The 26,996-nt window shown below is 64.9% G+C and carries 25 protein-coding genes; 16 read left to right on the forward strand and 9 right to left on the reverse strand.

Translation table 11 applies throughout. From position 1 onward, the window contains the following. Window positions 1-31: 31 nt before the first annotated feature. Both AC5O5I_RS16785 and AC5O5I_RS16790 read right to left on the reverse strand, forming a co-directional pair. Window positions 32-670 (reverse strand): response regulator, encoded by a 639-nt coding sequence (locus tag AC5O5I_RS16785; RefSeq protein WP_494511190.1) that lies wholly within the window; start codon window positions 668-670, stop codon window positions 32-34. Beyond that, window positions 667-1,944 carry a sensor histidine kinase gene (locus tag AC5O5I_RS16790; protein ID WP_172286154.1) on the reverse strand — a complete coding sequence of 426 codons (1,278 nt, stop codon included), beginning with the start codon at window positions 1,942-1,944 and terminating at the stop codon, window positions 667-669. The genes AC5O5I_RS16785 and AC5O5I_RS16790 overlap by 4 nt, the downstream gene beginning before the upstream one ends. Before the next feature lie 151 nt (window positions 1,945-2,095). On the opposite strand from AC5O5I_RS16790, the gene AC5O5I_RS16795 reads away from it, so the two are divergent. Genes AC5O5I_RS16795 through AC5O5I_RS16810 form a run of 4 tightly spaced genes read left to right on the forward strand, consistent with a single transcriptional unit; the run spans window position 2,096 to window position 5,834 of the window. Beyond that, complete coding sequence (locus tag AC5O5I_RS16795) at window positions 2,096-3,289, forward strand: ABC transporter substrate-binding protein (protein WP_494511191.1); 1,194 nt, start codon at window positions 2,096-2,098, stop codon at window positions 3,287-3,289. 30 nt (window positions 3,290-3,319) lie between these two features. Next, window positions 3,320-4,309 (forward strand): YVTN family beta-propeller repeat protein, encoded by a 990-nt coding sequence (locus AC5O5I_RS16800; RefSeq protein ID WP_494511192.1) that lies wholly within the window; start codon window positions 3,320-3,322, stop codon window positions 4,307-4,309. Beyond that, a complete protein-coding gene (locus tag AC5O5I_RS16805; protein ID WP_494511193.1) occupies window positions 4,306-5,046 on the forward strand; it encodes an ABC transporter ATP-binding protein in 741 nt (246 codons plus the stop codon). Before AC5O5I_RS16800 ends, AC5O5I_RS16805 begins: the two co-directional genes overlap by 4 nt. Then, complete coding sequence (locus AC5O5I_RS16810) at window positions 5,043-5,834, forward strand: ABC transporter permease (protein ID WP_172228697.1); 792 nt, start codon at window positions 5,043-5,045, stop codon at window positions 5,832-5,834. Before AC5O5I_RS16805 ends, AC5O5I_RS16810 begins: the two co-directional genes overlap by 4 nt. 36 nt (window positions 5,835-5,870) lie before the next feature. Here the strand turns inward: AC5O5I_RS16810 and AC5O5I_RS16815 are convergent, their stop codons facing one another. Beyond that, window positions 5,871-7,070, reverse strand: a complete 1,200-nt coding sequence (locus AC5O5I_RS16815) for a sugar transporter (protein ID WP_494511194.1) — start codon at window positions 7,068-7,070, stop codon at window positions 5,871-5,873. Between the two features lie 202 nt (window positions 7,071-7,272). Between AC5O5I_RS16815 and AC5O5I_RS16820 the strand changes: the two genes are divergently transcribed. Both AC5O5I_RS16820 and AC5O5I_RS16825 read left to right on the forward strand, forming a co-directional pair. Next, window positions 7,273-8,589, forward strand: coding sequence for a WD40 repeat domain-containing protein (locus AC5O5I_RS16820; RefSeq protein WP_172228701.1), 1,317 nt, complete (start codon window positions 7,273-7,275; stop codon window positions 8,587-8,589). A 180-nt stretch (window positions 8,590-8,769) separates the two neighbouring features. Then, on the forward strand, window positions 8,770-10,020 hold the full coding sequence (locus AC5O5I_RS16825) for an IS256 family transposase (protein WP_494510981.1): 1,251 nt from the start codon (window positions 8,770-8,772) through the stop codon (window positions 10,018-10,020). A gap of 104 nt (window positions 10,021-10,124) precedes the next feature. On the opposite strand, the gene AC5O5I_RS16830 is transcribed toward AC5O5I_RS16825, so the two are convergent. The 3 genes from AC5O5I_RS16830 to AC5O5I_RS16840 form a co-directional block, all read right to left on the reverse strand. Continuing rightward, a complete protein-coding gene (locus AC5O5I_RS16830; RefSeq protein ID WP_494511195.1) occupies window positions 10,125-10,940 on the reverse strand; it encodes a sugar phosphate isomerase/epimerase family protein in 816 nt (271 codons plus the stop codon). 29 nt (window positions 10,941-10,969) lie between these two features. Then, complete coding sequence (locus AC5O5I_RS16835; protein WP_172286149.1) at window positions 10,970-12,022, reverse strand: Gfo/Idh/MocA family protein; 1,053 nt, start codon at window positions 12,020-12,022, stop codon at window positions 10,970-10,972. Between the two features lie 140 nt (window positions 12,023-12,162). Next, on the reverse strand, window positions 12,163-12,939 hold the full coding sequence (locus AC5O5I_RS16840) for an IclR family transcriptional regulator (protein WP_494511196.1): 777 nt from the start codon (window positions 12,937-12,939) through the stop codon (window positions 12,163-12,165). Between the two features lie 194 nt (window positions 12,940-13,133). Here AC5O5I_RS16840 and AC5O5I_RS16845 point away from each other — a divergent pair, with 194 nt between their 5' ends. Further along, window positions 13,134-14,846: an FAD-dependent oxidoreductase gene (locus AC5O5I_RS16845; protein ID WP_494511197.1), complete on the forward strand. Its 1,713-nt coding sequence runs from the start codon at window positions 13,134-13,136 to the stop codon at window positions 14,844-14,846. A 122-nt stretch (window positions 14,847-14,968) separates the two neighbouring features. Here AC5O5I_RS16845 and AC5O5I_RS16850 read toward each other — a convergent pair whose 3' ends face one another. Beyond that, window positions 14,969-15,280 (reverse strand): hypothetical protein, encoded by a 312-nt coding sequence (locus AC5O5I_RS16850; protein WP_172286528.1) that lies wholly within the window; start codon window positions 15,278-15,280, stop codon window positions 14,969-14,971. 240 nt (window positions 15,281-15,520) lie between these two features. Between AC5O5I_RS16850 and AC5O5I_RS16855 the strand changes: the two genes are divergently transcribed. Genes AC5O5I_RS16855 through AC5O5I_RS16865 form a run of 3 tightly spaced genes read left to right on the forward strand, consistent with a single transcriptional unit; the run spans window position 15,521 to window position 17,614 of the window. After that, window positions 15,521-16,900, forward strand: a complete 1,380-nt coding sequence (locus AC5O5I_RS16855) for an MFS transporter (protein WP_172228432.1) — start codon at window positions 15,521-15,523, stop codon at window positions 16,898-16,900. 12 nt (window positions 16,901-16,912) lie between these two features. Further along, on the forward strand, window positions 16,913-17,263 hold the full coding sequence (locus tag AC5O5I_RS16860) for a cupin domain-containing protein (protein WP_172228434.1): 351 nt from the start codon (window positions 16,913-16,915) through the stop codon (window positions 17,261-17,263). Window positions 17,264-17,275: 12 nt separating this feature from the next. Next, a complete protein-coding gene (locus AC5O5I_RS16865) occupies window positions 17,276-17,614 on the forward strand; it encodes a RidA family protein (RefSeq protein ID WP_172228436.1) in 339 nt (112 codons plus the stop codon). A 162-nt stretch (window positions 17,615-17,776) separates the two neighbouring features. Here the strand turns inward: AC5O5I_RS16865 and AC5O5I_RS16870 are convergent, their stop codons facing one another. After that, window positions 17,777-18,850, reverse strand: coding sequence for a GlxA family transcriptional regulator (locus AC5O5I_RS16870; protein WP_172228438.1), 1,074 nt, complete (start codon window positions 18,848-18,850; stop codon window positions 17,777-17,779). Between the two features lie 199 nt (window positions 18,851-19,049). Between AC5O5I_RS16870 and AC5O5I_RS16875 the strand changes: the two genes are divergently transcribed. The 4 genes from AC5O5I_RS16875 to AC5O5I_RS16890 all read left to right on the forward strand — a co-directional run bounded on the left by AC5O5I_RS16875 (window position 19,050) and on the right by AC5O5I_RS16890 (window position 23,366). Further along, window positions 19,050-20,441 carry an NAD(P)/FAD-dependent oxidoreductase gene (locus tag AC5O5I_RS16875; protein ID WP_494511198.1) on the forward strand — a complete coding sequence of 464 codons (1,392 nt, stop codon included), beginning with the start codon at window positions 19,050-19,052 and terminating at the stop codon, window positions 20,439-20,441. A gap of 10 nt (window positions 20,442-20,451) precedes the next feature. Continuing rightward, the gene (locus AC5O5I_RS16880) at window positions 20,452-21,420 is read left to right on the forward strand and encodes an NAD(P)-dependent oxidoreductase (protein ID WP_494511199.1); all 969 of its coding nucleotides are present in this window, start codon (window positions 20,452-20,454) and stop codon (window positions 21,418-21,420) included. After that, a complete protein-coding gene (locus AC5O5I_RS16885) occupies window positions 21,417-22,868 on the forward strand; it encodes an aldehyde dehydrogenase family protein (protein WP_172233049.1) in 1,452 nt (483 codons plus the stop codon). The genes AC5O5I_RS16880 and AC5O5I_RS16885 overlap by 4 nt, the downstream gene beginning before the upstream one ends. A gap of 180 nt (window positions 22,869-23,048) precedes the next feature. Continuing rightward, entirely contained in the window at window positions 23,049-23,366 is a 318-nt protein-coding gene (locus AC5O5I_RS16890) for a DUF2388 domain-containing protein (protein WP_016487609.1), read from the forward strand. Between the two features lie 109 nt (window positions 23,367-23,475). Here the strand turns inward: AC5O5I_RS16890 and glcC are convergent, their stop codons facing one another. Beyond that, window positions 23,476-24,240, reverse strand: a complete 765-nt coding sequence (glcC, locus tag AC5O5I_RS16895; protein ID WP_172286533.1) for a transcriptional regulator GlcC — start codon at window positions 24,238-24,240, stop codon at window positions 23,476-23,478. Between the two features lie 195 nt (window positions 24,241-24,435). Between glcC and glcD the strand changes: the two genes are divergently transcribed. Further along, complete coding sequence (gene glcD / locus AC5O5I_RS16900) at window positions 24,436-25,935, forward strand: glycolate oxidase subunit GlcD (RefSeq protein ID WP_172286532.1); 1,500 nt, start codon at window positions 24,436-24,438, stop codon at window positions 25,933-25,935. Then, window positions 25,936-26,988, forward strand: a complete 1,053-nt coding sequence (gene glcE / locus AC5O5I_RS16905) for a glycolate oxidase subunit GlcE (RefSeq protein ID WP_172286531.1) — start codon at window positions 25,936-25,938, stop codon at window positions 26,986-26,988. Window positions 26,989-26,996: the final 8 nt, after the last annotated feature.

A 26,996-nucleotide genomic window follows, 5' to 3' on the forward strand; every position in this document is an offset into this window, starting at 1 on the left:
CTGTACGATCGAGCGCCGCGCGGGGCTCCATTCACCCCGCCACCCTCACCACCCCCAGATCAATGCCCAGATGCACCAGCTCGGCGTGCGACCCGACCTGCAACTTGCTTTTGAGTAAAGTCAGATGATTGGACACCGTCTTGGCACTGATACACAACTGCTCGGCGATTACCCGCACCGGTGTCCCCTTGGCCAGCATCACAAAAATCTCCAGCTCACGCTGAGTCATGCGCTGCAGCCTCGGGTCGCTTTCCCCATGCTGTGAAGCGCAGGCCAGTTGCGTAGCCAACGGCTGCTCAATGTACGCATGCCCCGCCAGCACCCGCTGCACCGCCTCGATCAGCACCTCGGGCGCCGAGTTCTTGGTCAGGTAGCCCGAGGCCCCCGCCTCCAGCGCCTGGCGCACCAACGGCAATTCGTCATGCATGCTGAAAAACAGCACGCGCAGCTGCGGCAGGCGCTGGCGCAGGCGGCGGGTAGTTTCCAGGCCGCTGATGCCCGGCAGGCCGAAGTCCATGATCACCAGGTTGGGCACCTGCTCCTGTACCCGCGCCAGCGCCTCCTCGCCACTGGCAGCCTCACGCACCTGCATCGCTGGCAACACGGCGCGCAGCAGGCTGGCATAACCCTGGCGAACCACGGCATGGTCATCGACCAGGACAATATTCATCGAACCTCCTCGGGAATAGTCAGGGCCAGCGCCCAGCCGCTACCGGGGCGGCTGAGGATTCGCAGCTCCCCGCCCAGGCTGCGGGCACGCTCGGCCATCGAATGCAGGCCTACCCCAGGTCGCTGGGGCTGGCGTGCACCGCGGCCATTGTCGCGAACAAACAGGCGCAAGCCATTGCCGCAGCGTTGCAGGCGTATCCGCACCTGGCTGGCGCCCGCATGCCGGGCAACGTTGGTCAACGCCTCCTGCAGCAGCCGATACAGATGCGTCCTGCTCGAATCGGGCAGCAGCGGCAGTTGCTCGCCGATCCGCAAGCGGCAATCGATGCCCTGGCTGGCCCGCCAACGGTTCACCAGCAAGCTGAAGGCTTCGGCCAGGGGCAGGTGTTGCAAGGCCACCGGATACAGGTCGTGCACCAGTGCGCGAAAGCCCTGTTGCAGGCGTTCGCAATTGAGTTCCAGGGCCAGCGCGGTCTGCTGCACTACCGTGGGCTGTTCGGCCGACAGGCGCAGCAGGCAGCCCTGGGCGCGAATACCCGCCAGGTATTGCCCCAGGTCATCGTGCAGGGCCTGCGCCAGCTGGGTGCGTTCCTGCTCCTGCACGGCCAGCAACGCCTGGGTCAATTGGGTGTTGTCGGCCCGGGCCTGCGCCAATGAGGCCGTCATGTGGTTGAAGTGCTCAGCCAGTTGCCGAGCCTCGGGCAGGCCCGCCTCGCGTAATCGCGCAGTCAATTGCCCACCCGACACCTGGCGCAAGGCCTGCAACAGCTCATCCAGCAGCCCCAGGCCCCGCCGCACCGCCCAGCGGATGCTCACCAGGCTCAACAACAAAGCCACGCCACACAGGCCCAGCAGTTGCAACAGGGCTTCCCAGACCTCGTCGATCTCATCCCGCGCGTCGACGGCAATCAACACCCGGCGCCCGTCCTTCAGGTTCAGCAGCCGAGTGCTGTGGTGGCGCTCGCCAATCAGCTGGCGGCCCAGCCAGGCATCCAACCCCGCCTCCTGCGGCAGCCGCGCCGTTTGGTTCGCCGCCAGCCAGTGCACCCGCACATGGCGCAGGCTTTGGGTCAACCGTGGCTGCAGGCTTGCCGGGTCACGTTCGGCGGTGTCACCCAGGTAGGCCACTACGGCTTCGGCGGACTGTAACTCACGTTCGACATCCGCCACCGCCTGGTGCAGCAGCACCCCGGCACAGGCCAGCGTCAGCAGGGCGAAGCACAGGGTGACACAAAGGTTGATCCGCCACAGGGCCGTCAGGTTGATCAGGCGCATGGGCAGGGTCTCCTCAGGGGCGCTGGGACCATCGTAAAACCGGGGCATGCGTGGCGAATTACTACCTTGGTACCGGCCGAGCGGTACTTTCTGCATATTTCCCGCTCCCGGCGGGCTTCCTATGCTGGCGCCATCTGCCGTGGAGTGTGTCATGCACCAGCCTGCCCGCCTTGCCCTGACCTGCCTGCTGACCTTGGTCGCGACACTGTCTGTCGACCTGGCGCCCGCGGTTGCGGGCCAGGCTGCAGCCGCTTTGCAAGTTGGCATCGGCTACCTTGGCTACCGCCCCGACCCAGGCCCGTTGCTGTCCAATATCATCCCCGAGCCCGCCGATGCCGGGCTGCAGGGTGCCGAGCTGGCGATCGTCGACAGCAACAGCACCGGGCGCTTTCTGCAGCAAGCGTTCCACCTGACCCGCGCCAATCTCGACACCCCCGCCGCGCTGCTGCAGGCCGCCAAGGCCCAGCATGACCAGGGCCTGCGATTGTTCGTGGTGAACGCCCCTGCCGCCAGCCTGCGCGCGCTGTCTGCGGCCCTGCCCGACAGCCTGCTGTTCAACGCCGGCAGCCCCGACGACAGCCTGCGCAGCAACCAGTGCCTGGGCAATGTACTGCACAGCTTGCCGGGCCGGGCCATGCTGGCTGATGCGCTGGTGCAGTTGCTGGTAGTGCGCAAATGGCAGCGGGCGCTGCTGGTGGTCGGGCAGACCGAGGACGACCAGGCCTACGCCGCCGCCCTGCGCCGCGCGGCAAAACGCTTTGGCGTGCAGCTGGTGGCGGAAAAAACCTGGACCTTCGACAACGACCAGCGCCGCAGCGCCCAGGCCGACATGCCGCTGTTCACCCAGACCGCCGAATACGACGTGGTGCTGGTGGCCGACGAGCGCGGCGACTTCGGTGAGTACCTGCCCTACCAGACCTGGTACCCACGCCCCGTGGCCGGCACCCAGGGCCTGACACCTACCGGCTGGCACAAGACCGTGGAAACCTTTGGCGCGGCGCAGCTGCAAAAACGTTTCGAAGCCCAGGCCGGGCGCTGGATGAACGACCGCGATTTCGCCGCCTGGATGGCCGTGCGCAGCATCGCCAGCGCTGTCAGCAAACTGCGCCAGGCCGAGCCACGCGCACTGCAGCAACTGCTGCTCAGCGAACAGTTGCCGCTGGACGGATTCAAGGGCCGCAAGCTCAGCTACCGGCCGTGGAACGGCGAGCTGCGCCAACCGATCCCGCTGGTGCAGCCGCGCGCCCTGGTCAGTACCTCGCCGCAGGAGGGCTTCCTGCACCCGTTCAACGAGATGGACAGCCTGGGCTACGACAAACCCGAAGTGACCTGCAGCTACCCCTGACCCGATAACCACAACAACAAGGAATTCGCCATGCGCCGCTCCCTCTTCCACCGGGCCCTGCTGTACCCCAGCCTGCTGTCGGGCGCCCTGGCACTGACCAGCGGACATGCCATAGCTGCAACCGCCTGGGTCTCCAACGAGAAGGACAACAGCCTCAGCCTGATTGATCTGCAAACCATGGAGGTCACCGAGACCCTGCCGGTCGGCCAGCGCCCGCGCGGCCTGCTGCTGTCCCACGACAACAAGCTGCTGTACATCTGCGCCAGCGACTCGGACCGGGTGCAGGTGATGGACGTGGCCACCCGCAAGATCATCAAGGAACTGCCCTCCGGCAAGGACCCCGAGCAATTCGCCCTGCACCCCAACGACCGGTGGCTGTACGTGTCCAACGAGGACGACGCACTGGTAACGGTGATCGACACCGTGACCGACAAGGTGCTGGGGCAGATCGACGTCGGCATCGAACCCGAAGGCATGGCGGTGAGCCCGGATGGCAAGTGGGCGGTCAACACCAGCGAAACCACCAACATGCTGCACTGGATCGACACCAGCACCCAGGCCCTGGCCGAGAGCACCCTGGTCGATCAGCGGCCGCGTTTTGTCGAGTTCAACCAGGACGGGTCGCGGCTGTGGGCTTCGGCGGAAATCGGCGGCACGGTGACCATCCTCGACGTGGCCACGCGCCAGGTGCTGAAAACCCTGAACTTCCAGATCAAGGGTGTGCACCCGGACAAAGTGCAGCCGGTGGGCATCAAGCTCAGTGGCGATGGCAAGTACGCCTTCGTTGCCCTGGGCCCGGCCAACCATGTGGCGGTGATCGATGCCAGCACCTACGAGGTAATGGACTACCTGCTGGTCGGCCGACGGGTCTGGCAGCTGGCGTTTACCCCCGACCAAAGTCAGTTGCTGGCCACCAACGGGGTCAGCGGCGATGTTTCGGTAATCGATACCAAAAGCCTCAAGGTGCTCAAGTCGGTGAAGGTCGGGCGCTACCCCTGGGGCGTGGTGGTCACGCCATGAACGCCCTTGAGGTCAGTGACGTGAGCTTCGCCTACGGCCCGCGCGAGGCGCTCAAACAGGTCGGGTTCAGCCTGGCGCCCGGGCGATTTGCCGCGTTGCTGGGCCCGAACGGCGCGGGCAAGTCGACTTTGATCGCCCTGCTGACACGCCTCTACGACCTGCAACAAGGCGACATCCGCGTGGGTGGCTGCTCGCTGCGCGACCAGCCACGCGCGGCCTTGCGCCAGCTGGGGGTGGTGTTTCAGCAAAGCACCCTGGACCTGGACCTCAGCGTCGAGCAGAACCTGCGCTACCACGCGGCGCTGCACGGCCTGTCGCGGCGTCAGAGCAGCCTGCGGGTGGACGCCGAACTGGCCCGCCAGGGCCTGGGTGAACGCCGCCGGGACCGCGTTCGCGAGCTGAACATCGGCCATCGGCGCCGGGTGGAAATCGCCCGTGCGCTGCTGCATGAACCGCGCCTGCTGTTGCTGGACGAAGCCAGCGTCGGCCTTGACCCGGCCAGCCGGCTGGCGCTCAACCAGCACCTGCGGCAGCTGTGCCGGGAACACGACCTCAGCGTGTTGTGGACCACCCACTTGCTGGACGAAGTACAACCGCACGATGACTTGCTGATCCTGCATCAGGGGCGCCTGGTGGCCAGCGGCACGGCCGATAGCCTGAGCCTGGCGCACGGTGGCGACCTCGATGACGCCTTTGCTTGCTTGACCAGCACGCCCTCAGGAGCCCATGCCCGATGAACGCTTACTGGCAATGTTTCAATGGCATCCTGCAACGCGAATGCCTGCGGTTCGTGCTACAGCGCACGCGCTTGCTCAGCGCCCTGGTGCGCCCGCTGCTGTGGCTGCTGGTGTTCGCCGCCGGCTTTCGCGCGGCGCTGGGCATAGCGATCATCGAGCCCTATGACAGCTACATCCCCTACGAGGTGTACATCATCCCCGGGCTGGCCTGCATGATCCTGCTGTTCAACGGCATGCAGGGCTCGTTGTCGATGGTATATGACCGGGAAATGGGCAGCATGCGGGTGCTGCTGACCAGCCCGCTGCCACGGCCGTTCCTGCTGGCCAGCAAGCTGCTGGCAACCTCGCTGATTTCGCTGCTGCAGGTGTATGCCTTTCTCGCCATCGCCTGGTTGTACGGCGTGCAGCCACCGGCTGGCGGGTTGCTGCTGGCGCTGCCGGCGTTGTTGCTGGTGGCCCTGATGCTCAGCGCCCTGGGGTTGTTGCTGTCGAACGCGATCCGCCAATTGGAGAACTTTGCCGGGGTGATGAATTTCGTGATCTTCCCGCTGTTTTTCCTGTCTTCGGCGTTGTACCCGTTGTGGAAAATGCGCGAGGCCAGCCAGTGGCTGTACTGGCTGTGTGCGCTCAACCCCTTTACCCATGCCGTGGAGCTGGTGCGTTTTGCCCTGTATCAGCGGCTGAACCTGCTGGCGCTGGTGGTGTGCCTGGGGTTGACCGTGTTGTTCAGCTTGCTGGCGGTAGTTACCTTCAACCCCCAGCATGCGGCGCTGCGCAAGCCGCGCTGACAGGGGCTGAGGGCTATCGATTGGCGAGGGGGGTGTTCAGCTGCTTACCGCCTCCCGAAACCGGCGGATGCTGGCAACGGCCAGCAGCAACCCGACCACCGCCACGCTCCCCCCCACCAGGCCGATATGCGCCACGCCCGTCTGGCTGCTGACGATACTGCCCAACAACGCTCCACCGCCGATGCCGATGTTGTAGATGCCCGAGAACAGCGCCATGGCCACGTCTGTGGCGTCGGACGCCAGCTTCAGGGTCTTGGCCTGCAACGCCAGGCTGAAGCTCAGGATCGCCACACCCCAGAACATGCTCAGCGCAGCGAACAGATAGAAGTTGCCCGACATTGGCCACAGCAACAGCAGGCACGCGGCGAGCAGGCCGATCGAGCCGACCAGGAAACCCTGGGGGAAGCGGTCGCTGTAGCGGCTGAACAGCACCGATCCGAACACCCCGGCACCGCCAAACAGCAGCAGCAACAACGTGGTGCGCTCGCCACTGATCTGCGCCACGTGCAGGGCGAACGGCTCGATATAGCTGTAGGCGGTGAACTGCGCGGTGATCACCAGGGTTACCAGCACATAGGTAATGACCAGCGCCGGGCGCTTGAACAGGATCGGCAGGCTGCGCAGCGAGCCCGAATTCTGGCTGGGCAACAGCGGCAGCGATTTCATCAGGCACAGCATGGTGACCAGCGCCACCCCGGCAATGCTCAGGAAGGTGATGCGCCAGCCCAGGGCCTCGCCCACCACACGGCCCAGCGGAATGCCCAGAACCATGGCCAGTGTGGTGCCGGTGGCCAGCAGGCCCAACGCCTTGGCCTGCTGGCCCGGTGGCGCCACACGCACCGCCAGCGAGGCGGTGATGGCCCAGAACACCGCGTGCGCCAGGGCAATGCCGATACGGCTGACCAGCAGCATGGCAAAGCTTTGCGATAGCCACGACAGCAGGTGGCTGACAATGAATACCAGGAACACGAAAAGCAGCAGGCGGCGCCGTTCGATATTGCGGGTCAGCAGCATCATCGGCAGCGAGGCCAGCGCCACCACCCAGGCGTAGATGGTCAGCATCAGGCCCACCTGGGCGGTGCTCATGTCGAAGCTACGGCCGATGTCGCTGAGCAACGCCACCGGAACGAATTCGGTGGTGTTGAAGATGAAGGCAGCCAAGGCCAGCGCGATCACGCTCAGCCAGCTGCCGCTGCCCGCCGTCGGCGGCAGGTGGGTGGGTATGGGTCCGTTCATGGTGGAAACCGCTTCTCCGCACAAGGCGACAGGTCGCACGCCGACCACCCGCTTGCAGGGGTGACGACGTACGCTTTGTTATGGATAGGAATGGCCGGCATGGTACGCGTCAAGCCGGGGGCTCACAACCGCAAGGCAGGCAGAAGGAGTACCATGAGCGCTTTGTGTGAAACGCGTTTGCAACAAGGAGCCCGATCCACTCATGGACAAGCAGCACCCCCAGCAGCAGTGGCAGCAGGCGGTCATCGCCTATGCCCAGGCCGTCAACGACTACGTCGCGCAGGGCCGCGCGCAAGGCTGGGACAACCTCGAGGCGCCGCAGCCGCCGGCCACCGGGCACCTGCTGGATGCCTGGCAGGCGGCCCTGCAGGCAGCCAACCGCCCTGGCGTCGACGCGCAACAGCGCCAGGCCTTCCGCCAGGCCTGGCCCCCTGCGCACCACCCCCTGGTGCCGTTGCTCGATGAACACGGCCAAGGCATCGGCAACGTCCTGCTGCTGGAGGACGGCAGCCTGCTGGCCCGCATCGGCATGCCGCATGAGAAAGGCCAGGTGGTGCGAATCGACCAGCACGGGGTGACCCCGGTGATCGGCACAGACCACTTCGGCCGTTGCCCCGCTCGGCGCTATTTCGCTTTGGCCAATGCCGAGGGCGTGCGTGTGACCGATGGCTGGGGCGGTCCGCAGGTCCAGCGCCTGGCCTGGCCCACGGGGCTGGAGGGCTTGCCGCCCGGTTACCCGTTCGAGCCGTTCGATTTGCCCCCCACGCCAACAGCGCTGATCCCCTTCCCCGATGGCCAGCGGGTGCTGCTGGTGAGTGCCGAGGGTATCTTCGTGCTGGCCGGCCAGGGTGCGACCCGCCTGCTGCCACACCAGGCGCGGGTACTCGATGAACTGGCCGAAGGCACCGAACCGGAAGACATCAGCCTGGGGCTGAGCATGGAGCATGCGGCAATCTCGGTGGATGGCCGGCTGATCGTGACCGGTGAGCAAGGCAGCCGGCACCTGGTGTTCAATGACCGACTCGAACCACTGGCCGCAATCGGCCCTTGCAGCGAGTACCCGCACTTTGCGCTGTTCAACCGTGCGGGCGACCAGGTCATCCTCAATGCCTGCCACTTCTACAGCGGCGCCACGCTGGCGGTGAGAGTGGCCGATCTGCCGGGGCTGGATACCGACTACTACAGCCAGGACCCACGTACCCCGTTGATCCAGGAAGGTGCACGGGTGTACGCCGGGGTCGCGCGCGACGGCGAGTATATCGTCGGCGATGCCTATGGCTACCTGCGGGCATTTGGCGAAGATGGCAATGAGCATTGGCAGCATTACCTGGGTTCGACCATCAGTGCGATGGATGTCAGCGCCGACGGGCGTACGCTGGTGGCGGCGAGCCATGCGGGGATTGTTTCGGTAATTGCGCTGGACAGCGGGCGGCCGGCTTGGCAGATCGGCACCGGGGCGCATGGCGAGGTGCGGCGGTGGTTGTTCTGGAAGGGGTGGGACCGGGCGATGGCCTGGTAATTGATAGCGCCCGCATCTTTGTCGCCTGGCCTCTTCGCCGGGGATCCTACAGGGAGCGCTTCGGGGCGGACAGGTGCTTGCCGCAAGCGGTGCAGTGCCTGTCAGCCCGATGCAATTTGTCAAAGTCGGAGGGTGTCAGAAATTTTGTGTTCGGGCATAACATGAGTAAGAGGTGCATGTATGCCAACCAAAAAAAAACCGCTCCGAGAGTTACCAAAGGTTCCGCAAGAGCTGCTGGAACAGTTTTCCGCTGTTCCGCTGATGACCGCAGAAGCCATCGAAGAGGCCTCTGCGGCATTCAAGAAGGCGCTGATAGAGCGAGCCTTGAATGCCGAACTGGGTCATCACCTGGGCTATCCACCGGGCGCGCAGCGCCCGGAGGATGAAACAAACCAGCGAAATGGGAAGAGCGGCAAAACGGTACTCACTGGTGATGGCCCGCTAAGGCTGGATATCCCTCGTGACCGGGATGGCAGCTTTTCGCCCATTTTGATCCCCAAACATGAGCGCCGTTACACCGGTTTTGACGACAAGATCATCGCCATGTATGCCCGCGGTATGACGGTCAGAGAAATCCGTGCCTTTCTCTCCGAGCAGTATGGAACAGAGGTCTCGCCCGACTTCATCAGTTCCGTGACCGACGAGGTCATGGAGGAGATTGGCGCGTGGCAACAGCGGCCTCTGGAACCGATGTATCCGGTCATTTTCTTTGATGCTCTGCGGGTCAAAATTCGCGAAGAAGGCTTGGTTCGCAATAAAGCGATCTACTTGGCACTGGGCGTTTTGCCAGATGGAACGCGCGATATTCTTGGCATCTGGATTGAGAACACCGAAGGTGCGAAGTTCTGGATGAAGGTGTTCAATGACCTCAGGACGCGCGGCGTCGAGGATGTGCTGATTGCCGTAACCGACGGCCTCAAAGGCATGCCGGAAGCGCTCAGTGCAGTATTTCCGGAGACGACACTGCAGACCTGCATCGTCCACCTGATCCGCAACAGCCTCGCTTATGCGGCCTGGGACAAGCGTCGAGCCTTGGCCAAGGCTCTCAAACCGATCTATCAGGCCATCAACGCCCAGGCGGCTGAACAGGCACTGGATGAGTTTGAAAGCGGGCCTTGGGGCACGCAATATCCAACAGTGGTGACTGCCTGGCGACGGGCGTGGGATCGAGTGATTCCGTTCTTTGCTTTCCCACCGGCCATCCGGAAGGTGATCTACACCACCAATGCCATCGAGAGTATCAACGCTCAGCTACGCAAGATCATCAAAACCCGCGGTCACTTCCCGAACGACGACGCGGCGACCAAACTGATCTGGCTGGGGCTGCGCAACATCACAGCGAACTGGGGGTCAGCGGCGCATGACTGGAAAAGTGCGATGAATCAATTTGCGATTCTGTACGGAGATCGGTTCATCAGGCCAACCTGGTGAAATCAAGGCCTGCCGTGCGGCAGGCCGTTACCGGCCCGCACACAAAAAACCTGACACTCCCCAAAGTCGTAGCGCCCCCAGGACCCACGCATCCCCCAACCTTTTCAGACCAAGGCCAACACCGCCATGGCCTTCTCCAGCGCCATGCGCGCACGCTGCTCACCGCTGATACCCTGCTCCAGCAACTGCCGCGTAGGGATTTCCAGGCTCAGCGGCACGCTGGCCGGCAATGCCCGCAGCAAGCCGACCAGGTCGGCATCGCCCTCGCCCGGGAAGCGCCGCTCGTTGCGGGCCTGGCGCAGGATCTCGTCCATGTCGGCCGGTACCGGACCGGCGACGTCGCACAGCTGGGCATAGCGCATGCGCTGCGGCGCCAGCTGCAGCAGGTCGTCCAGCGACGAGCGAGAACGGTTGACGTGGAAGGCATCCACCAGCACGCAGCCATTGGCTCGGTCGGCGTTGGTCACTACCCGCATGGCCTGGCGCAAGTCAGGCACGTCGGTCCAGGGCATGAACTCCAGGTGCGGATGAATACCGTAACCCGCCGCCAGGTCGCACAACACGGCAAAGCGTTCAGTCAAACGTGCTTCGTCCGGGTCGTTGCCCGCCACCAGCAATTCGCTGCCACCCAGCTCGGCACCCACCGCCAGGATCGGCTCGAAATCGGCTACACAGGTTTCCGGCTTCAGGCGCAGGATCTCCAGGTCGAGCACCTTGATGCCGGTGTCGCGCAGGCGCGCCTGGGTCTTCCGGCGCAGGTCGGCATCGGCGACCAGCGGGAAGTGCTGCTCCTGTTCGGTGGCCGGCACCAGGCGTAGGCCGACATGGCTGTAACCGGCGCGGGCCGCCGCCTCGATCATGTCAGGCGGGGAAAGCTCAAGCACCGTCAAGGCGGCCAGGGAGAAAATTCGATCAGTCATTATCGTCACCAGAAAACAGGGAGGTCGGGTCAGGCAATGTGTTCAGGCGCGCAGGCCCGACCGCTTTGCGCGGCCTGGCGAATTGCTTCGATCAGCGCCAGCGTGCGGCCGCCATCGGCGGCATCGATCAGCGGTGCCTGTTCACCACGGGCCACGCGCACGAAGTGTTGCAACTGCAAGGTCAAGGCTTCGCCCGCAGGGACGCGCTCCTCACTTTGCAACAACGGCGTGTGCCAACCCGCGCCAGCTTCGGCGTAGTGCCAGCGCTTGAGCTGGGGAATGCTCAGAGAACCCTCGGTGCCGGCCAGCAGGTAGCATGGTTGGCCGTCCTGGCGTGGGTATATCGGGCTCTCCCCCGAATCCAGCTCCCAACTCCAGGGCGCGGCCACCGCGTCGGAGCCGGTCAGGCTGCCCAGCGCACCATTGGCAAACTGCAGCAGCACGGCGGCGCTGTCTTCATTGGCAAAACCGCGTACATCGTTGCGGGTGAACGCCTGCACCTGTACCACCTCGCCGCACAGGTGGCGCAGCAGGTCGAGGTCATGGATCAGGTTGGTCAGCAAAAAACCCGCCCCCGGTTCGCGGCGCCAAGGGGTTTCAAAGTAGCTGTCGGGTTTTTGCAGCTGCCACAGCGCGGTGACGTTGATCAGCCGGCCCAGTTTGCCGTCGGTGATCACCTGGTGCGCCTTGGCGATCAGCGGGTTATGGCGGCGGTGGTGGCCCACCAGCACCGGCACAGCCCGGCGACGCGACGCCTCTACCAAGGCTCGGACTTCATCCAGATGCACACCCACAGGCTTTTCCACCAGCACCGGTACGCCGGCTTCGACGCAATCCAGCGCGGTGGCGACATGCAGGTTGTTCGGGTTGGCGACGATCACCGCCTCGGGGCGCACGCGCTCCAGCATCTGGCGGTGGTCGGCAAAACAGGGCACGCCGCATTCGGCGGCGAAGGCCTCGGCCTGCGGGCCCGGATCGGCCACCGCACAGAGCTGGGCCTGCGGCACATTGAGCAAGTGCCGGTAATGCTGGCGGCCCATGATGCCGGCGCCGATCAAGGCAATACGAAGGGGTGCGTTCAACAGCCTGTCCTCTTGTCTTTGTTGTCGAGAAATTTATGAAACGCTGTTCCACAATTCACATTTGACAATTTAGAACCAAGTTCAGCTTTTCAGAAGAAGCCGTAGAGCAGACTGTGCGGTAATCGACCGGAAATGCGTTATCAGGCAAACAGCTCACTGGCCAGGCTGGCCGCCGAAAGCTCTTGCGCGGCTGCCAGCAACAGCGGCGCCAGCTCTGCCAGGCGGCTTGGCGCCAGGCGCGCACTGGGCCCGGCGATGCTCAGCACGCCGATGACCTCGTCACTTTGCGGGCGGCGTACCACGGCGGCCAAGGCCGAGGTGCCGATTGCCGAGGTCTGTTCGACCCAGGCATAGCCGCGTTCGCGGGCGCCCTGCAGGTAGGCAAGCAGATCATCGGTGGAGCGCGGCGCATTCGGGCCGAACTGCGCAGGGTCGGCAATGCCCTGGCGCAGCACCATCTGCACGGCCTGTTCATCGTCCAGGCTGGCCAGCCAGGCATGCCCCGAAGCGGTATAGAACAGCGGGGCGTCGCGGCCCATGTCCGGGTCGTAACGCAGCCCGGAACGGGCGCCCTGGGACTTGGCGATCCAAGTCTGGCGAGCGCCATCGATCACGCCAAGCCGCACCAGTTCGCCGCTGTCCTGGGCCAGGCGGTCGAGAATTGGCTGGATGATGTCGGCACCACTGCTGGCCAGGTAACGGAAGCCCTGGGCCACCAGCTTGGCCGACAACTGGTAGCGGCTGTTGTCACGGTTCTGGCGCACATAACCCAGCCGTATCAGCTCGGCAAGCATGCGGTGTGCAGCGCTTTTGGGGATATCCAGGCGCTCGGCCAGGGTTTGCAGCGGCAACCCTTGCGGTTCGCCGGTAAGGCTTTCTACAAGACTGAAGGCGCGTTCGATCTGACTGCCAGCCATGACACAGGTCCCTGAAGTTTTTTTGGATTCTAGAAGATGATTCCACATCACAGATAGCCCTGCAGCCCAGACCCCGTTAAATGTCCGGTGATCGCCCATTACTCACCCGGTTCCAGCAACCTGACCTTGAAAGTCAGCTGGCCCCGCACAGAGAATATGGAATCACGTTCCAATAATAAAAGAGGGATTACGCAATGCCTTCCACCCCCGTCGAAACCGAATGCGATGTACTGGTCATAGGCTCAGGTGCCGCCGGGCTGGCAGCGGCCGTAACGGCAGCCTGGCATGGGCAGAAGGTGATCGTGGTGGAGAAGGAGCCGGTATTCGGCGGCGCCACCGCGTGGTCCGGCGGCTGGGCCTGGGTGCCGCGCAACCCGCTGGCGCGCAGGGCCGGCATCGAGGAAGACATCGAGCAGCCACGGACTTACCTGCGCAATGAATTGGGCGCCGGTTACAACGCAGAGCGCGTCGATGCCTTCCTTGAAGCCTGCCCGCACATGGTGGCGTTTTTCGAAAAGCACACGGCGCTGCAGTTTGCCGACGGCAATGGCATCCCGGATATGCATGGCGACACGCCTGGCGCGGCCCAGGGCGGGCACCAGGTGATCGCGGCGCCCTATGACGCCCGTGAAGTCGGTGAGTTGCTGCCGCGCCTGCGCAGGACGATGCGCGAAACCTCGTTCATGGGCATGCCGATCATGGCCGGTGCCGACCTGGCGGCGTTCCTCAACATGACCCGCTCACCCAAGGCCCTGCTGCACGTGTGCAAACGCTTCGCTTGCCATCTTTACCACCTGGCCCGATACGGCCGGGCGATGCACCTGGTCAACGGCGTGGCGCTGGTGGCGCGCCTGGCCAAGTCGGCACAGGACCTGGGGGTGCAGCTGCGGGAGTCGGCGCCGGCCAGACACCTGCTGGTCGAGGCCGGCCAGGTACGCGGCGCGTGGGTGACCACAGCGCACGGCGAGCAGCTGATCCGCGCCAAGGCCGTGGTACTGGCGGCAGGCGGTTTCCCCAACGACAACGCCCGGCGCCAGCAGTTGTTCCCGCGCGATGCCAGCGGCCATGACAACCTGGCCCTGCCGCCCAAGGGCTGCTCAGGCGATGGCTTGCGCCTGGGCGAGTCGGCCGGTGGCGTGGTGGCTACCGACCTGAAATCGGCGGTGGCCTGGGCGCCGGTATCGCAGGTGCCGTACCGCGATGGCAGCGTCGGCCACTTTCCGCACATCATCGAACGCGGCAAACCAGGCATCATCGGGGTGCTGGCCAACGGCAAGCGTTTCGTCAACGAAGCGCATGGTTACTACGACTATGTCTCGGCGATGGTCGCGGCGGTGCCGCAGGGGGAGGAAGTGTGCTCCTGGCTGATCTGCGACCACCGCTTTCTGCGCCGCTACGGTCTGGGCCATGCCCGCCCGGCGCCACTGCCGGTGTGGCCGCACGTACGCAGCGGCTACCTCAAGCAAGGCGCCACGCTCGAAGCCTTGGCTGAAGCTTGTGGTATCGATGCTGCCGGGTTGCGCGTTACGGTCAACAACTTCAACGGCCATGCCCGCAACGGGCAGGACCCGGCGTTTGGCCGTGGTTCCACGCCGTTCAACCGCAAGCAGGGCGACCCCGGCCACAAGGGCCCTAACCCTTGCGTTGCGCCCATCGAGCATGGGCCATTCTATGCGGTGAAGGTGAAGCCTGGCTGCTTTGGTACCTTTGCCGGGCTGCGCACCGATGGCAGTGCCCGGGTGCTGGACCAGGCGGATCAGCCGATTCCGGGCCTGTATGCGGCCGGTACCGACATGGCCAGCGTGTTTGGCGGGTGGTATCCGTCGGGGGGGATCAACCTGGGGCCGGCGCTTACCTTTGGCTATGTAGCCGGGCGGCATATTGCCGGGGTGCAGGGCCATGAGTGAGGCTGGTTTGCCGGGCCGGTGAGGTCCAGCGCCGCCCGCGCGGCGCTGCGCAGCCCCAAGGCTGATCCTTGAGCCGCTTTACAGCTGGCGGTACACCCGCGCCGTATCGTCCTCGAAATGCTTCAGCTCATCCTGCCGCGCTGGCAACCTGCTGCACGCTGTGGCGCCGGTAGGCCAGTGGCCCCTTCCAGCCACCCGTGGAAGCGGTGTCTGGTGAGGTGGTCGGGCATGTCCTTGACCAGTTCGGCGCGGCAGCGCATCACTTGGCGGGTGTAGCGCAGGCGCTGCCACATGTCGAACGGGCGAAACGGGATCTGCCACAGCGGGTAGCGCGCGGCCAGTTGCCGGGCAGCGGCGCAACCGACTGCGCCAGCGCCGATGACCACCACGTCGTAGTGGTCGCCGTCGAGGGATTGCAAGGGAAGACGGGTCATGAACGGATCCCGGGTTCTTGTGTTTGTTCTGGGGGATCTTCAGCGCCTGCTTCGCGGGCAAGCCCACCATAGAAAAGCCACCGCCCTCCCCTCTAGAACATCCCGGACAACTTGCATAAGCCCTCGGCACACCTCGCCAGCGCATCCCATGACTCGTCCCAGCCGTTATATGGAGCCCCGCAACCCCGGTGCCATAGTGCCGCCGCGCTGACGCGTGAATAACAACAAGAGGCAAGTCAAATGACCACTTCCAAACGCTCTGTAGAAGATGCCCCGCTTAATGCCTTCCACCGCAAGCTCACCGTCTACTCCGCCGGCGGCCCGTTCCTCGACGGCTATGTGCTGAGCATTATCGGCGTGGCCATGCTGCAGATCACCAACGCCTTGCAACTGTCGGCCTTCTGGGAGGGCCTGATCGCCGCCTCGGCGCTGATCGGGGTTTTCCTGGGTGGTTTTCTCGGTGGCTGGTTCACCGACAAGTACGGGCGCAAAGTGCTCTACCTGGTCGACCTGATCGCCATTGTCGGCTTTTCGGTAGCGCAGTTCTGGGTCGAGTCGGCCTGGGCGTTGTTCGCCTGGCGCCTGCTGATCGGTATCGCCGTCGGTGCCGATTACCCCATCGCCACCTCGCTGCTGGCTGAATTTTTGCCACGCAAGCAGCGCGGGCCGTTGCTTGCGGCCATGGTGCTGATGTGGTTCGCGGGTGCTGCCGTGGCCTACATGGTGGGCGAACTGCTGCTGCGCGTGGGTGGCGAGGACGGCTGGCGCTATGTACTGGCCAGTGCCCTGATCCCCGGTGCGTTGTTTCTGGTGGCGCGCAGCGGCACCCCCGAGTCGCCCCGCTGGCTGCTGAGCAAAGGCCGCACTGCCGAGGCCGATGCCGTGATCAAGAGAGTCTACGGCCCGGACTATGGCGTGGCCGACCTGCCGGAGCAGGTCAGCGACAAGCCGGTGTCGGTGTGGTCGCTGTTCCACTCCGGCTATGGCAAGCGCATGGCGTTCGTGACTTTGTTCTGGACCTGCGCCATCGTCCCGCTGTTCGCGATCTACTCGTTTGCCCCCAAGGTCTTGCAGGCGCTGCAACTGACCGGGGACTGGGCGGCCTACGGCTCGATCGTCATCACTTTGCTGTTCACCCTGGGCTGCTTGCTGGCGACCCGGCTGATCAACCGCCTGGGCCGGCGCAAGATGCTGATCCACAGTTTCCTCTGGTCGGGCATGTCGCTGGTGATGCTGGGCGCGTTCCCGGACGCCTCGCCTACTACCGTGCTGGTGCTGTTCGGCGCCTATGCGGTGCTGATCGGGGGTGCCCAGGTGCTCGAATACGTATACCCCAACGAACTGTTCCCCACCGAGATCCGTGCCTCGGCCGTTGGCCTGGCCACCTCGCTGTCGCGCATCGGCGCCGCCGTGGGGACCTACCTGGTGCCGATCTCCCTTGCCAGTTATGGGGTCGCCAACACCATGTTCGCCGCCGCGCTGATTTCGCTGTTCGGCGCACTGATCTCATGGTGGCTGGCCCCCGAGACCAGCAAGCTCGACCTGCAGCAGGCCGCCGCCCTGGGTGCTGGCAGCGGTACTCGGTCATCCACCACCAACCCCGTCGCTCGTAAAGCCTGAAGGAGCCATTTCATGAGCCAAGTCCTTACCGTGGTCCGCAATGCAGCCGCCACCACCTTGGGTGCACCGGCCCCTGCCCGCCTGCCCATCGGCGAACCCGTTGCCCAGGCGGCCACCGCCCAGGACCAGACCGACGAAGCTGTCGGCGCCAGCATCGGCGTGTGGGAAAGCAGCCCGGGAGTGTTCCGCCGACACCTGAAAAACCGTGAGTTCAGCCATATCATCAGCGGCTGCTGCACCTTCACCCCCGACGGTGGCGAGCCGGTGGAACTGCGCGCCGGGGACGCCGTGCTGTTCCCGGAAAACTGCGAGGGTGTGTGGGACATTCGCGAAACCCTGCGCAAGACCTACGTGCTGTTCTGAGGAGGCAGTCGAATGATCGAACGCATCAACCCCGGCCCGCGCGCCAGCCAGATGGTGCTGGTGGGCAACCGTATCGAAACCTCGGGCATCGTCGCCCTGCAACCGGGTGACATCGCCGCGCAGACCCGCTGCGTGCTGGCCCAGCTGGAGCAGTGGCTGACGCAGATCGGCGCGGGCAAGGGCAACCTGACCCGGGTGCAGATCTGGCTGGCCGACATGAGCGAGTTTGCGGCGATGAACGCGGTGTATGACGCCTGGGTCGGTGACCAGCCACCTGTCAGAGCCTGCGTCGGCGCCGCCTTGGCGGCGCCGGAGTACCGCATCGAGATCCAGGCCTTCGGCCAGCGCTGAATCCCCTGCGCAATCAAGCTATCGCGGGATCCTGCAGGAGCAGCCTGTGCTGCGAAGAGGGCATTCGGCAACCGACCTGCTTCGGCAGTATCGCCTTCTTCGCAGCACAAGGCTGCTGCTGCAGAGATCGTGCAGGGTTTCAAGTCGACGCCATCCAGGTGCTTACAACTCCGGGTCCAGCCCCACCTTGTCGCCATGCCAGTCAAACCGCTCCACTTCATGGCGCCGCTTGCGGAAGCTGTAAGGCGTCTCGCCATACTGCTTGCGGAACCACAAGATGAAGTGCGAAGCATCGGAAAACCCGCACGCCAGGGCAATGGTGGTGATGTTCTGGCTGGTATTCACCAGCAACCGCCGGGCATGGTCCAGGCGCAGCTTGCGCCAGTAGTTGGCAGGCGGCTCCTGGGTGTTGGCGACGAACTCGCGGTGCAACTGCCGGGGGTGTGTGCCCACTGCTTCGGCCACGGCCTTGAGCGTCATCGACGCATCGAGGTTGGCGCGCATGAAGCTGATCGCCCGCTGCACGCGGTCGTTCTGGTACACACTGTCACCGGCCGGCTTGCCCTCCTGCTCGTCGGCGCGCTCATCCACCAGCAGGTACTCAAGGCCCTTCTGCGCCCGCACCGCGCCGCAATGCCTGCGGATCAGGTTGGCCGCCAGGTCGATGGCGGTGCCGCCCGGGCAGGTGATGATGCCGCGGTCGTCCACATAGCTCTTGTCGATCACCGCCGTGGCCAGCGGGAAGCGCTCCCTGAACTCGTCACGCAAGGTGAAGTGCAACGCGCAGCGGCGGCCATCGAGCAGCCCGGCCTTGCCCAGCACGAACGAGCCCGAACACAGGGCAATGATCGGGATATTGGCCGCATGCACCTCGCGCAGCGCATCCAGCAACCATGCCGGCGGGTTACGTGTTTCTTCCAGCAGGCCGCCAGCCAGCACGATGTAGTCGTACTGGGCGAACAGGTTCAGCGGCTTGGTCGGTGAAATCGGCATGCCGCAGCTGGCGGTGATCGGCTGGTCGTCAAGGGTCATCCAGTCCCACTGGCAGAACACCTGCTGGCTGCGGAACGACTTGTCGGCGGCAAAGCGCAGCGAATCCACCAGCCCGGCCACCGGCACCAGGGTGAAGTGGTTCATCAGCACGAAGCCCACGCGCAATTCGGGCTTGACCTGGGCGGCGATGACGGCCGCTGGCGCCGGTTGTGTGCGCTGTTCCATTTGTAGTTCAGCAACCATGGACGTAAGCCTCATGACATCCGCAATAGCGCCATTCTAAAGCGCGCCCTGCGTCCGTCATATCATATGCATCCCCACAAATAGGAAATCCATGACAAAAGGCGGCGTCGTTCTATCAATTGTCATGACTGTAATATCGGCCCTGCCAGCCCGCTGAGCATCATGTAGACACAAGACAAACATGCTCAGAGGCACCCTCATGTACCGTGGATTCTGGTATGCCCAGGCGCTTGACCTGGACAACGACCTGGCCCCTGCCCTGCAGGACTCGATTCAAGCCGACGTATGCATTGTCGGCGGTGGTTTCCTTGGCCTGTGGTCGGCCATCCGCCTGAAACAGGCTCACCCGGAAAAAACCGTCGTCATCGTCGAGCGCGACCGCTGCGGCTCGGGTGCCAGCGGGCGTAACGGTGGCGTGGCCACCAACTGGTGGGGCAAGTACCTGTCGGTACGCACCATCTGCGGAGACGTGGAGGCCCGGCGCATCTGCGAGGCCGCCGACTCGGCCATCGACGAGATCGGCAGCTTCTGCCAGGAACACGGCATCGACGCCCAGTACCGCAAGGACGGCTGGCTGTGGACCGCCACCAACCAGCGGCAGATGAACTCCTGGCGGGTGCTCACCGACGGCCTGCAGAAGCTCGACGTCAACCCGTTTCAGGAGCTGGACCGCCAGACCATCCGCGGCCGTGTAGGCTCGCCGCTGGTGCTGGGCGGCATCTTCGACCGCAACGCCGCCACCGTGCAGCCAGCCATGCTGGCGCGCGGCCTGCGCCGCGTGGCGCTGAAACTGGGCGTGCAGATTTTCGAGAAATCGCCGTTTACCCACTTGCAGCGTGGCAAAAACCCGGTGGTGCACACCGCCAAAGGCCAGGTGAAGGCCAACCACGTGGTGCTGGCGCTGAATGCCTGGGGCGCGCAGTTCCCCGAGCTGCGCCGGATGATCGCGATCATGTCCAGCGACATGGTCGCCACCGCACCGGTCAAGGCCAAGCTCGATGCCATCGGCTTCAGCGGCGGTGAATGCATGACCGACTCGCGCACTGTGCTCAACTACTGGCGCAACACCCCGGACGGCCGCGTGGTATTCGGCAAGCCGCTGGGCCAGTTCGCCTATGCCGGGCGCATCGGCAACCTGTATGAAAAACCCTCACCCGCTGCCGACCAGGTGGCCGCCGAACTGCGCCGCTTGTACCCGCAGCTCGCAGAGGTGCCAGTGGTCAGCAGCTGGACCGGCCCGATCGACCGCGCCATGAAAGGCCTGCCCAACTTCGGCTACCTCGACCAACACCAGACGGTCAGCTATGGCATCGGCTTCTCCGGCAATGGCGTGGCCACCACGGTATTCGCCAGCCGCATCATCAAGTCGCTGGCCACCCACGCCAACGACGAGTGGGCCAACTGCGGCCTGGTCGACCAAAAGATGAAGCTGCTGCCACCCGAGCCGTTCCGCTTCTTTGGCGCGCATCTGGTCCGCGATGCCCTGGTGCGCAAGGAGTCGCTGGAAGACCACGACCAGGACGCCGGTTTCATCACCCGCCAGCTGGTCGGCATGGCCCCGGCCGGTTACGTCCCGGCGCAGAAGAAATAAGGACACCACCGTGAGCGAACATATCGTCTTCCTCGACGACGAAGGCCTGGCGCCTTCCACCCGCCTGAAGCGCCCTGACTGCGAGCACAGCTGGCAGCAGTTCGCCTACACCCACCCCGACCAGGTGCTGGAACACCTGCAGAACGCCAGCGTGGCGCTGACCTGCAGCGTGCCGCTGCGCGAAGAGCACCTGCGCCAGCTGCCCAGGCTGAAGATGATCTCGCTGGCCCTGACCGGCCGCGACATCGTCGATGTCGACTACTGCGAGGCCCACGGCATCGAAGTGTCGAGCGTACCAGGCTATGCGGCCAATACCGTGGCCGAGCACAGCCTGGCGATGATCCTCGAACTGTTCCGCCGCCCGGCCGCGTTCGCCCGCCTGATGCGCCAAGTGCACGACGGTGAAAAACCGTACCAGAACATCTATTTCAACCACCGAATCCGCGATGTGCGAGGCAAGCAGCTGGCAATCATCGGCAGCGGCCCGATTGCCCTGCGCCTGGCGCACCTGGCGCGGGCCTTTGGCATGCAGGTGCTGTTCGAAGACCGCGGCGGCCAGCGCCAGGGTCCCGACTGCCGGCCTTTGGCCGAACTGCTGAAAAGCTGTGATGTGCTGTCGATCAACTGCCCGCTGACAGCAGAAACCCACAACCTGATCGATGCGCCGCAACTGGCGCTGATGAAACCCGACGCCCTCGTGATCAACACCGGCCGTGGTGGTGTGGTCAACGAAGCGGCGCTGATCCAGGCACTGCAGCAAGACCGCCTGGGTGGCGTGGCACTGGACGTGGTCGAAGTCGAGCCGCTGCACCCAAGCAACCCGCTGTTCCAGCTGATCGAGCGCGACGACTTCCTGCTCAACCCGCATATCGCCTGGAGCAGCGAAGACGCCATGCAGCAGCTGATGGACAGCGCCGTGGACAACATCAGCGACTTCGTCGCCCGCCAGCTTTCTGCCAAAAGGATCCGCAGCGCATGACCCTCGTTACCAAAAGCAGCTACGTCGACGGCACTTTCGTTGCGCTCGGCAGCAGCGCCGACATCCTGGAAAACCGCAACCCGTCCAACCCGGGTGAAGTGGTCGAACGCTTCGAGCGCGCCGACCAGCGGCTGACCGAACAGGCCATCGCTGCTGCGCGTCGGGCGCAGCCGGCCTGGGCACACAGCAACCCGCAGCAGCGCGCCGATGCGCTGGATTTTATCGGCACCGAGATTCTTGCCCGCCGTGAAGAGCTCGCCGTGCTGCTGGCCCGCGAAGAAGGCAAGATCGTTCGCGAAGCCCTGGGCGAAGTGGACCGCGCCGGGCGCTCGTTCAAGTTCTACGCCCAGGAAGCCTTGCGCGCTGAAGGTGAGAAGTACCAGTCGGTGCGCCAGGACGTCGGCATCGATGTGTTCACCCAGCCGCTGGGCGTGGTCGGAATCATCGCCCCCTGGAACTTCCCCATTGCCATCCCGGCATGGAAGATCGCCCCGGCCCTGTGCTTTGGCAACTGCGTGGTGTTCAAACCCGCCGAACTGGTGCCCTCCTCGGCCTGGGCCCTGGCCGAGATCATCGCCCGGGCCGGTTTGCCGGCTGGTGTGTTCAACATGCTGATCGGCCCAGGGCGCAGCGTGGGTGACACGATCATTCGTTCACCACTGGTCGATGGCATCAGCTTTACCGGTTCCGAGCACACCGGCCGGCAGATCGCTCGCCTGGCCGCCGAAGGGATGAAAAAGGTGCAGCTGGAGATGGGCGGCAAGAACCCGCTGGTGGTGCTCGACGATGCCGACCTGGAGCAGGCAGTGGACGTGGCGCTGAACGGCTCGTTCTACAGCACCGGCCAACGCTGCACCGCCAGCTCGCGGGTGATCGTGACCGAAGGCATTCACGATGCCTTTGTCGCGCGCCTGGCCGAACGTACCCGGGCGCTGAAGGTGGGGGATGCACTGCAGGCCAGCACAGATATCGGGCCGGTGGTCGACAGCCGGCAGCTGGAGCAAAACCTGTCGTATGTGGCTGCGGGCCTTGAACAGGGTGCGAAGCGGGTGTGTGGCGGCGAGCGTATCGACAACCAGGCGGGGGCATATTTCTTTACCCCGGCACTGTTCACCGAGGTCACCCCGGACATGCGCATCTACCGCGAGGAAATCTTCGGGCCGGTGCTGAGTGTGCTCAAGGTGGGTGACTATGAGGCAGCGCTCGCTGCGGCTGAAGACACAGCGTTTGGTTTGTCCGCCGGTATTGTCACCACGTCGCTGCGCCATGCCGAGCACTTCAAGCGCAACAGTTCGGCGGGGATGGTGATGGTGAACTTGCCTACGGCCGGGGTGGATTATCACGTACCGTTTGGCGGCAATGGTGCGTCTAGCCTGGGATCACGTGAACAAGGTACGCATGCGCGGCAGTTCTTCACCCGGGTCAAGACCACTTATCAGTTGGCCTGATCGGGACCGGGGGGCGCTTGGCGGCCCATCGCGACGCAAGGCCGCTCCTACAGAGGGCTGTTGCAGTCAAAGCAGCATCGGCAATCTCCAGCACAGCCCAGGGAACTACCTGCACTCCTGCACCCTCTTATTCACTGAGTGGTTTATTTCCTTGGGCTTCACGCTACTGGAGAACACGACATGCGCCACCTACTCCTCGCCCCTGCGCTGCTGCTCCTGCTGCCTGCCGGTGCCGCCCTGGCCCGCGTCGATGCGGGCGACGTCGCCACCTCGGCCGGTGTTTCCGCCTCGTTGTACTCGACCTTCAAGGACGACAAACGGATCATCCCGGCCCGTGACGAGCTCTCTGCCTTTGTTGCCAGTGGCGGGGCTATCCGCGGCGCCTATGTGGAGTCTGCGCTGGAACAGGCCCGCAAGGATCATCCGGGGTTGCAGGCCAACGATGAAGAGCTGGCCCGCGCAATCCTTTCGCAGGATGACCGCATAGCCGACCATTGAGTAAACCTGCACCGGCCCTTTCGCGGGCTGGCCCGCTCCCGCCGCCCTCAGGCCGACGCCGTCCCTGTGGGAGCGGGTTTACCCGCGAAGAGGTCGGCCCAGGCAAACATCACCCCCAACCATCCATGCGCATGGTAGCCCTCACCAGGCGCTGCTCTTCCTGTTCGATCTCGCGCAAGCTGTCGCGGATCCCGTTGATATGCTCGCGCGCCGCCCGCTGCGCCTGTTCGGGCAACTGCTCCATCACCGCGTGATACAGCCGCGCATGCTGCCGGTCGATCTGGCGCTTCTGCGCCGGCCGGCAGTACAGGTTATTGACCGAGGCAAACACCGTGCTCAAGGTCAGGTCGCTGAGCGATTGCAAGGTATGCACCAGCACCGGGTTGTGCGACGCCTCGCTGATTGCCCGATGGAACGCATGGTCGCGGCGGGCATGCTCGCGGGGATCGAGCGCGTCTGCGCAAGCATGCGCCGCCAACATTTCCTCGTAGCGCCTGCGGATCAGCAAACGGTCGACTTCGGTGGCGCGCAGCGCCGCCAGCCGCGCCGATTCGGCCTCCAGCAACGCGCGCACTTCCAGCAGGTCGAACAACGTGCGCGGCTGCGAGTTGAACAGGTGCATCAAAGGCGTCGCGCCCGCCTGGCTGGCCAGGTCTGCGACAAACGAGCCACGCCCGTGCTCGGTATCGATGATGCCGCGCCCTCGCAAGATGCGCAGGCCCTCGCGCAACGCCGAGCGCGAACAACCCAGCTTTTCTACCAGCCGCCGCTCCGACGGCAGTGCCTGGCCGACCTTGAGCACGCCTTCAACAACCAGCCGCTCGACTCGTTCGGCGACTTGATCGGCGACTTTGGTCTTGCCTTCAGTACCCACTGCACTCCCTCACACTGGTAGGACCACTCGCACCGCTGTTTCCAATCTAGCCCGGTAAACCCATCAATTACCAGCACCATGCCGAAGAACTGGTAGGACCACTGGTTCTGCCTCTCGACCAACACCGCCGGCGCACGCAGGCTGCAAGGGTGACCGCTTTGCCAACAACAACAAAAACCGTTGCCGAGTGAGCCGATGAATATCCTGTACGACGAACGTGTCGATGGCGCGCTACCCGCCGTGGACCAGACGGCGCTGCTGCACGCGTTGCGCGATGCGCTGCCGGACCTTGAAATCCTGTACCGCCAGGAAGACCTCAAACCCTACGAATGCGACGGCCTGTCAGCGTACCGCACGGTGCCGCTGCTGGTGGCGCTGCCCGAGCGCCTGGAACAGGTGCAGGCCTTGCTCAGGCTCTGCCACCAGCGTGGCGTGCCGGTGGTCGCACGCGGTGCCGGCACTGGCCTGTCGGGCGGCGCGCTGCCGCTGGCCAAGGGCATCCTGCTGGTGATGGCGCGCTTCAAGCGCATCCTCGAAGTCAACCCGCAGGGCCGTTTTGCCCGCGTGCAGCCCGGCGTGCGCAACCTGGCGATTTCCCAGGCTGCAGCCCCCCACGGCCTGTACTACGCGCCCGACCCGTCCTCGCAAATTGCCTGTTCCATCGGCGGCAACGTTGCCGAAAACGCCGGTGGCGTGCACTGCCTGAAGTACGGCCTGACCGTGCACAACCTGCTCAAGGTCGACATCCTCACCATCGAGGGCGAGCGCCTGACCCTGGGCAGCGATGCCCTGGATAGCCCCGGCTTCGACCTGCTGGCACTGTTCACCGGTTCCGAAGGCATGCTAGGGATCATTACCGAAGTCACCGTCAGGCTGCTGCCCAAACCCCAGGTGGCACGGGTGCTGCTGGCCAGTTTCGACAGCGTCGAGGATGCCGGCCGGGCGGTCGCCGAAATCATCGCCGCCGGCATCATCCCTGGCGGCCTGGAGATGATGGACAACCTGGCGATCCGCGCCGCCGAAGACTTCATCCACGCCGGCTACCCGGTGCACGCAGCAGCCATCCTGCTGTGCGAGCTGGACGGCGTGGAGGCCGATGTGCACGACGATTGCGCACGGGTCGCCGAGTTGCTGGCGCAAGCCGGCGCCAGCGACGTGCGCCTGGCCTGCGACGAAGCCGAGCGCATGCGCTTCTGGGCCGGGCGCAAGAACGCCTTCCCGGCGGTGGGGCGCATGTCCCCGGACTACTACTGCATGGACGGCACCATCCCGCGCCGCGAACTGCCCAGGGTGCTCAAGGGCATCAGCGACCTGTCCACGCATTACGGCCTGCGCGTGGCCAACGTGTTCCATGCCGGCGACGGCAACATGCACCCGCTGATCCTGTTCGACGCCAACCTGCCAGGCGAACTGGAGCGCGCCGAAGCCCTCGGCGGCAAAATCCTCGAACTGTGCGTGGCGGTGGGCGGCAGCATCACCGGCGAGCACGGCGTGGGGCGCGAGAAGATCAACCAGATGTGTGCGCAGTTCAACAGCGATGAAATCACCCTGTTCCACGCAGTCAAGGCCGCTTTCGACCCGCAGGGCCTGCTGAACCCGGGCAAGAACATCCCTACCCTGCACCGCTGCGCCGAATTCGGTGCGATGCACGTCCACCATGGGCAACTGCCCTTCCCCGACCTGGAGCGCTTCTGAATGAGCATGGACCGCGACATCAGCCAGGCCCTCCTGGAGCAGGTCAATCAGGCACTGCACCAGGGTACCCCGCTTCGCATACAGGGCGGCAACAGCAAAGCGATGCTCGGCAACCCGCTGGCCGGCGAACTGCTCGATACCCGCAGCCACCGCGGCATCGTCAGCTACGACCCGACAGAGCTGGTGCTCACCGCCCGCGCCGGCACGCCGCTGCGCGAGATCGAGGCGGCCCTGCACGAGGCCGGGCAGATGCTGCCGTGCGAGCCACCGCACCTGGGCCACGAGGCTACCCTGGGAGGCATGGTCGCGGCCGGGTTGTCCGGCCCTCGTCGGCCCTGGGCGGGGTCTGTGCGCGACTATGTACTGGGCACGCGGGTGATCACCGGCCACGGCAAGCTGCTGCGTTTTGGTGGCGAAGTGATGAAGAACGTCGCCGGCTACGACGTTTCGCGGCTGATGGCAGGCAGCTTCGGCTGCCTCGGGCTGCTGACCGAAGTGTCGCTGAAGGTGCTGCCTCGCCCACGTCAATGCCTGAGCCTGCGCCTGCCCATGGGCCGCCACCAGGCGCTGGCCGAGCTGGCCGAATGGGGCCAGCAGCCGTTGCCGATCAGCGCGGCCTGCCATGACGGCGACGCGCTGTACTTGCGCCTGGAAGGCGGCGAAGGTTCGGTGCAGTCGGCAGCGCGGCGCCTGGGCGGCGAGGTGCTGGACGGCGGTTTCTGGCGTGACTTGCGCGAACAGCGCCTGGCCTTTTTCGATGACCCTGCCCCGCTCTGGCGTTTGTCGGTGCCAGTGGCCACCGGCGATCTGGACCTGCCGGGCCAGCAACTGCTCGACTGGGCGGGTGCGCAGCGCTGGCTCAAGTCCACGGCAGCGCCCGGGGACATCCGCCATGACATTGACAAGGTGGGCGGCCATGCCACGCTCTACACACCCGGCCCAGCCAGCAGCCCGCCGCTGCCCGATGCGCTGATGCGCTACCACCGCGCCCTCAAGCAGCAGCTCGACCCCCAGGGGGTGTTCAACCCTGGCCGCCTGTACCCGGACCTGTGAGGCCAGAC

The organism is Pseudomonas sp. 9_2_1, from assembly GCF_059295275.1.

Coding starts and splice junctions, on each gene's coding strand:
- AC5O5I_RS16810 (WP_172228697.1), top strand. CDS start 5,043: ATGAACGCTTACTGGCAATGTTTCAATGGCATCCTGCAACGCGAATGC.
- AC5O5I_RS16820 (WP_172228701.1), top strand. CDS start 7,273: ATGGACAAGCAGCACCCCCAGCAGCAGTGGCAGCAGGCGGTCATCGCC.
- AC5O5I_RS16830 (WP_494511195.1), bottom strand. CDS start 10,940: ATGACTGATCGAATTTTCTCCCTGGCCGCCTTGACGGTGCTTGAGCTT.
- AC5O5I_RS16840 (WP_494511196.1), bottom strand. CDS start 12,939: ATGGCTGGCAGTCAGATCGAACGCGCCTTCAGTCTTGTAGAAAGCCTT.
- AC5O5I_RS16855 (WP_172228432.1), top strand. CDS start 15,521: ATGACCACTTCCAAACGCTCTGTAGAAGATGCCCCGCTTAATGCCTTC.
- AC5O5I_RS16815 (WP_494511194.1), bottom strand. CDS start 7,070: ATGAACGGACCCATACCCACCCACCTGCCGCCGACGGCGGGCAGCGGC.
- AC5O5I_RS16850 (WP_172286528.1), bottom strand. CDS start 15,280: ATGACCCGTCTTCCCTTGCAATCCCTCGACGGCGACCACTACGACGTG.
- AC5O5I_RS16870 (WP_172228438.1), bottom strand. CDS start 18,850: ATGGTTGCTGAACTACAAATGGAACAGCGCACACAACCGGCGCCAGCG.
- AC5O5I_RS16865 (WP_172228436.1), top strand. CDS start 17,276: ATGATCGAACGCATCAACCCCGGCCCGCGCGCCAGCCAGATGGTGCTG.
- AC5O5I_RS16875 (WP_494511198.1), top strand. CDS start 19,050: ATGTACCGTGGATTCTGGTATGCCCAGGCGCTTGACCTGGACAACGAC.
- AC5O5I_RS16790 (WP_172286154.1), bottom strand. CDS start 1,944: ATGCGCCTGATCAACCTGACGGCCCTGTGGCGGATCAACCTTTGTGTC.
- AC5O5I_RS16825 (WP_494510981.1), top strand. CDS start 8,770: ATGCCAACCAAAAAAAAACCGCTCCGAGAGTTACCAAAGGTTCCGCAA.
- AC5O5I_RS16800 (WP_494511192.1), top strand. CDS start 3,320: ATGCGCCGCTCCCTCTTCCACCGGGCCCTGCTGTACCCCAGCCTGCTG.
- AC5O5I_RS16885 (WP_172233049.1), top strand. CDS start 21,417: ATGACCCTCGTTACCAAAAGCAGCTACGTCGACGGCACTTTCGTTGCG.
- glcE (WP_172286531.1), top strand. CDS start 25,936: ATGAGCATGGACCGCGACATCAGCCAGGCCCTCCTGGAGCAGGTCAAT.
- AC5O5I_RS16785 (WP_494511190.1), bottom strand. CDS start 670: ATGAATATTGTCCTGGTCGATGACCATGCCGTGGTTCGCCAGGGTTAT.
- AC5O5I_RS16890 (WP_016487609.1), top strand. CDS start 23,049: ATGCGCCACCTACTCCTCGCCCCTGCGCTGCTGCTCCTGCTGCCTGCC.
- AC5O5I_RS16845 (WP_494511197.1), top strand. CDS start 13,134: ATGCCTTCCACCCCCGTCGAAACCGAATGCGATGTACTGGTCATAGGC.
- AC5O5I_RS16860 (WP_172228434.1), top strand. CDS start 16,913: ATGAGCCAAGTCCTTACCGTGGTCCGCAATGCAGCCGCCACCACCTTG.
- AC5O5I_RS16805 (WP_494511193.1), top strand. CDS start 4,306: ATGAACGCCCTTGAGGTCAGTGACGTGAGCTTCGCCTACGGCCCGCGC.
- glcD (WP_172286532.1), top strand. CDS start 24,436: ATGAATATCCTGTACGACGAACGTGTCGATGGCGCGCTACCCGCCGTG.
- AC5O5I_RS16795 (WP_494511191.1), top strand. CDS start 2,096: ATGCACCAGCCTGCCCGCCTTGCCCTGACCTGCCTGCTGACCTTGGTC.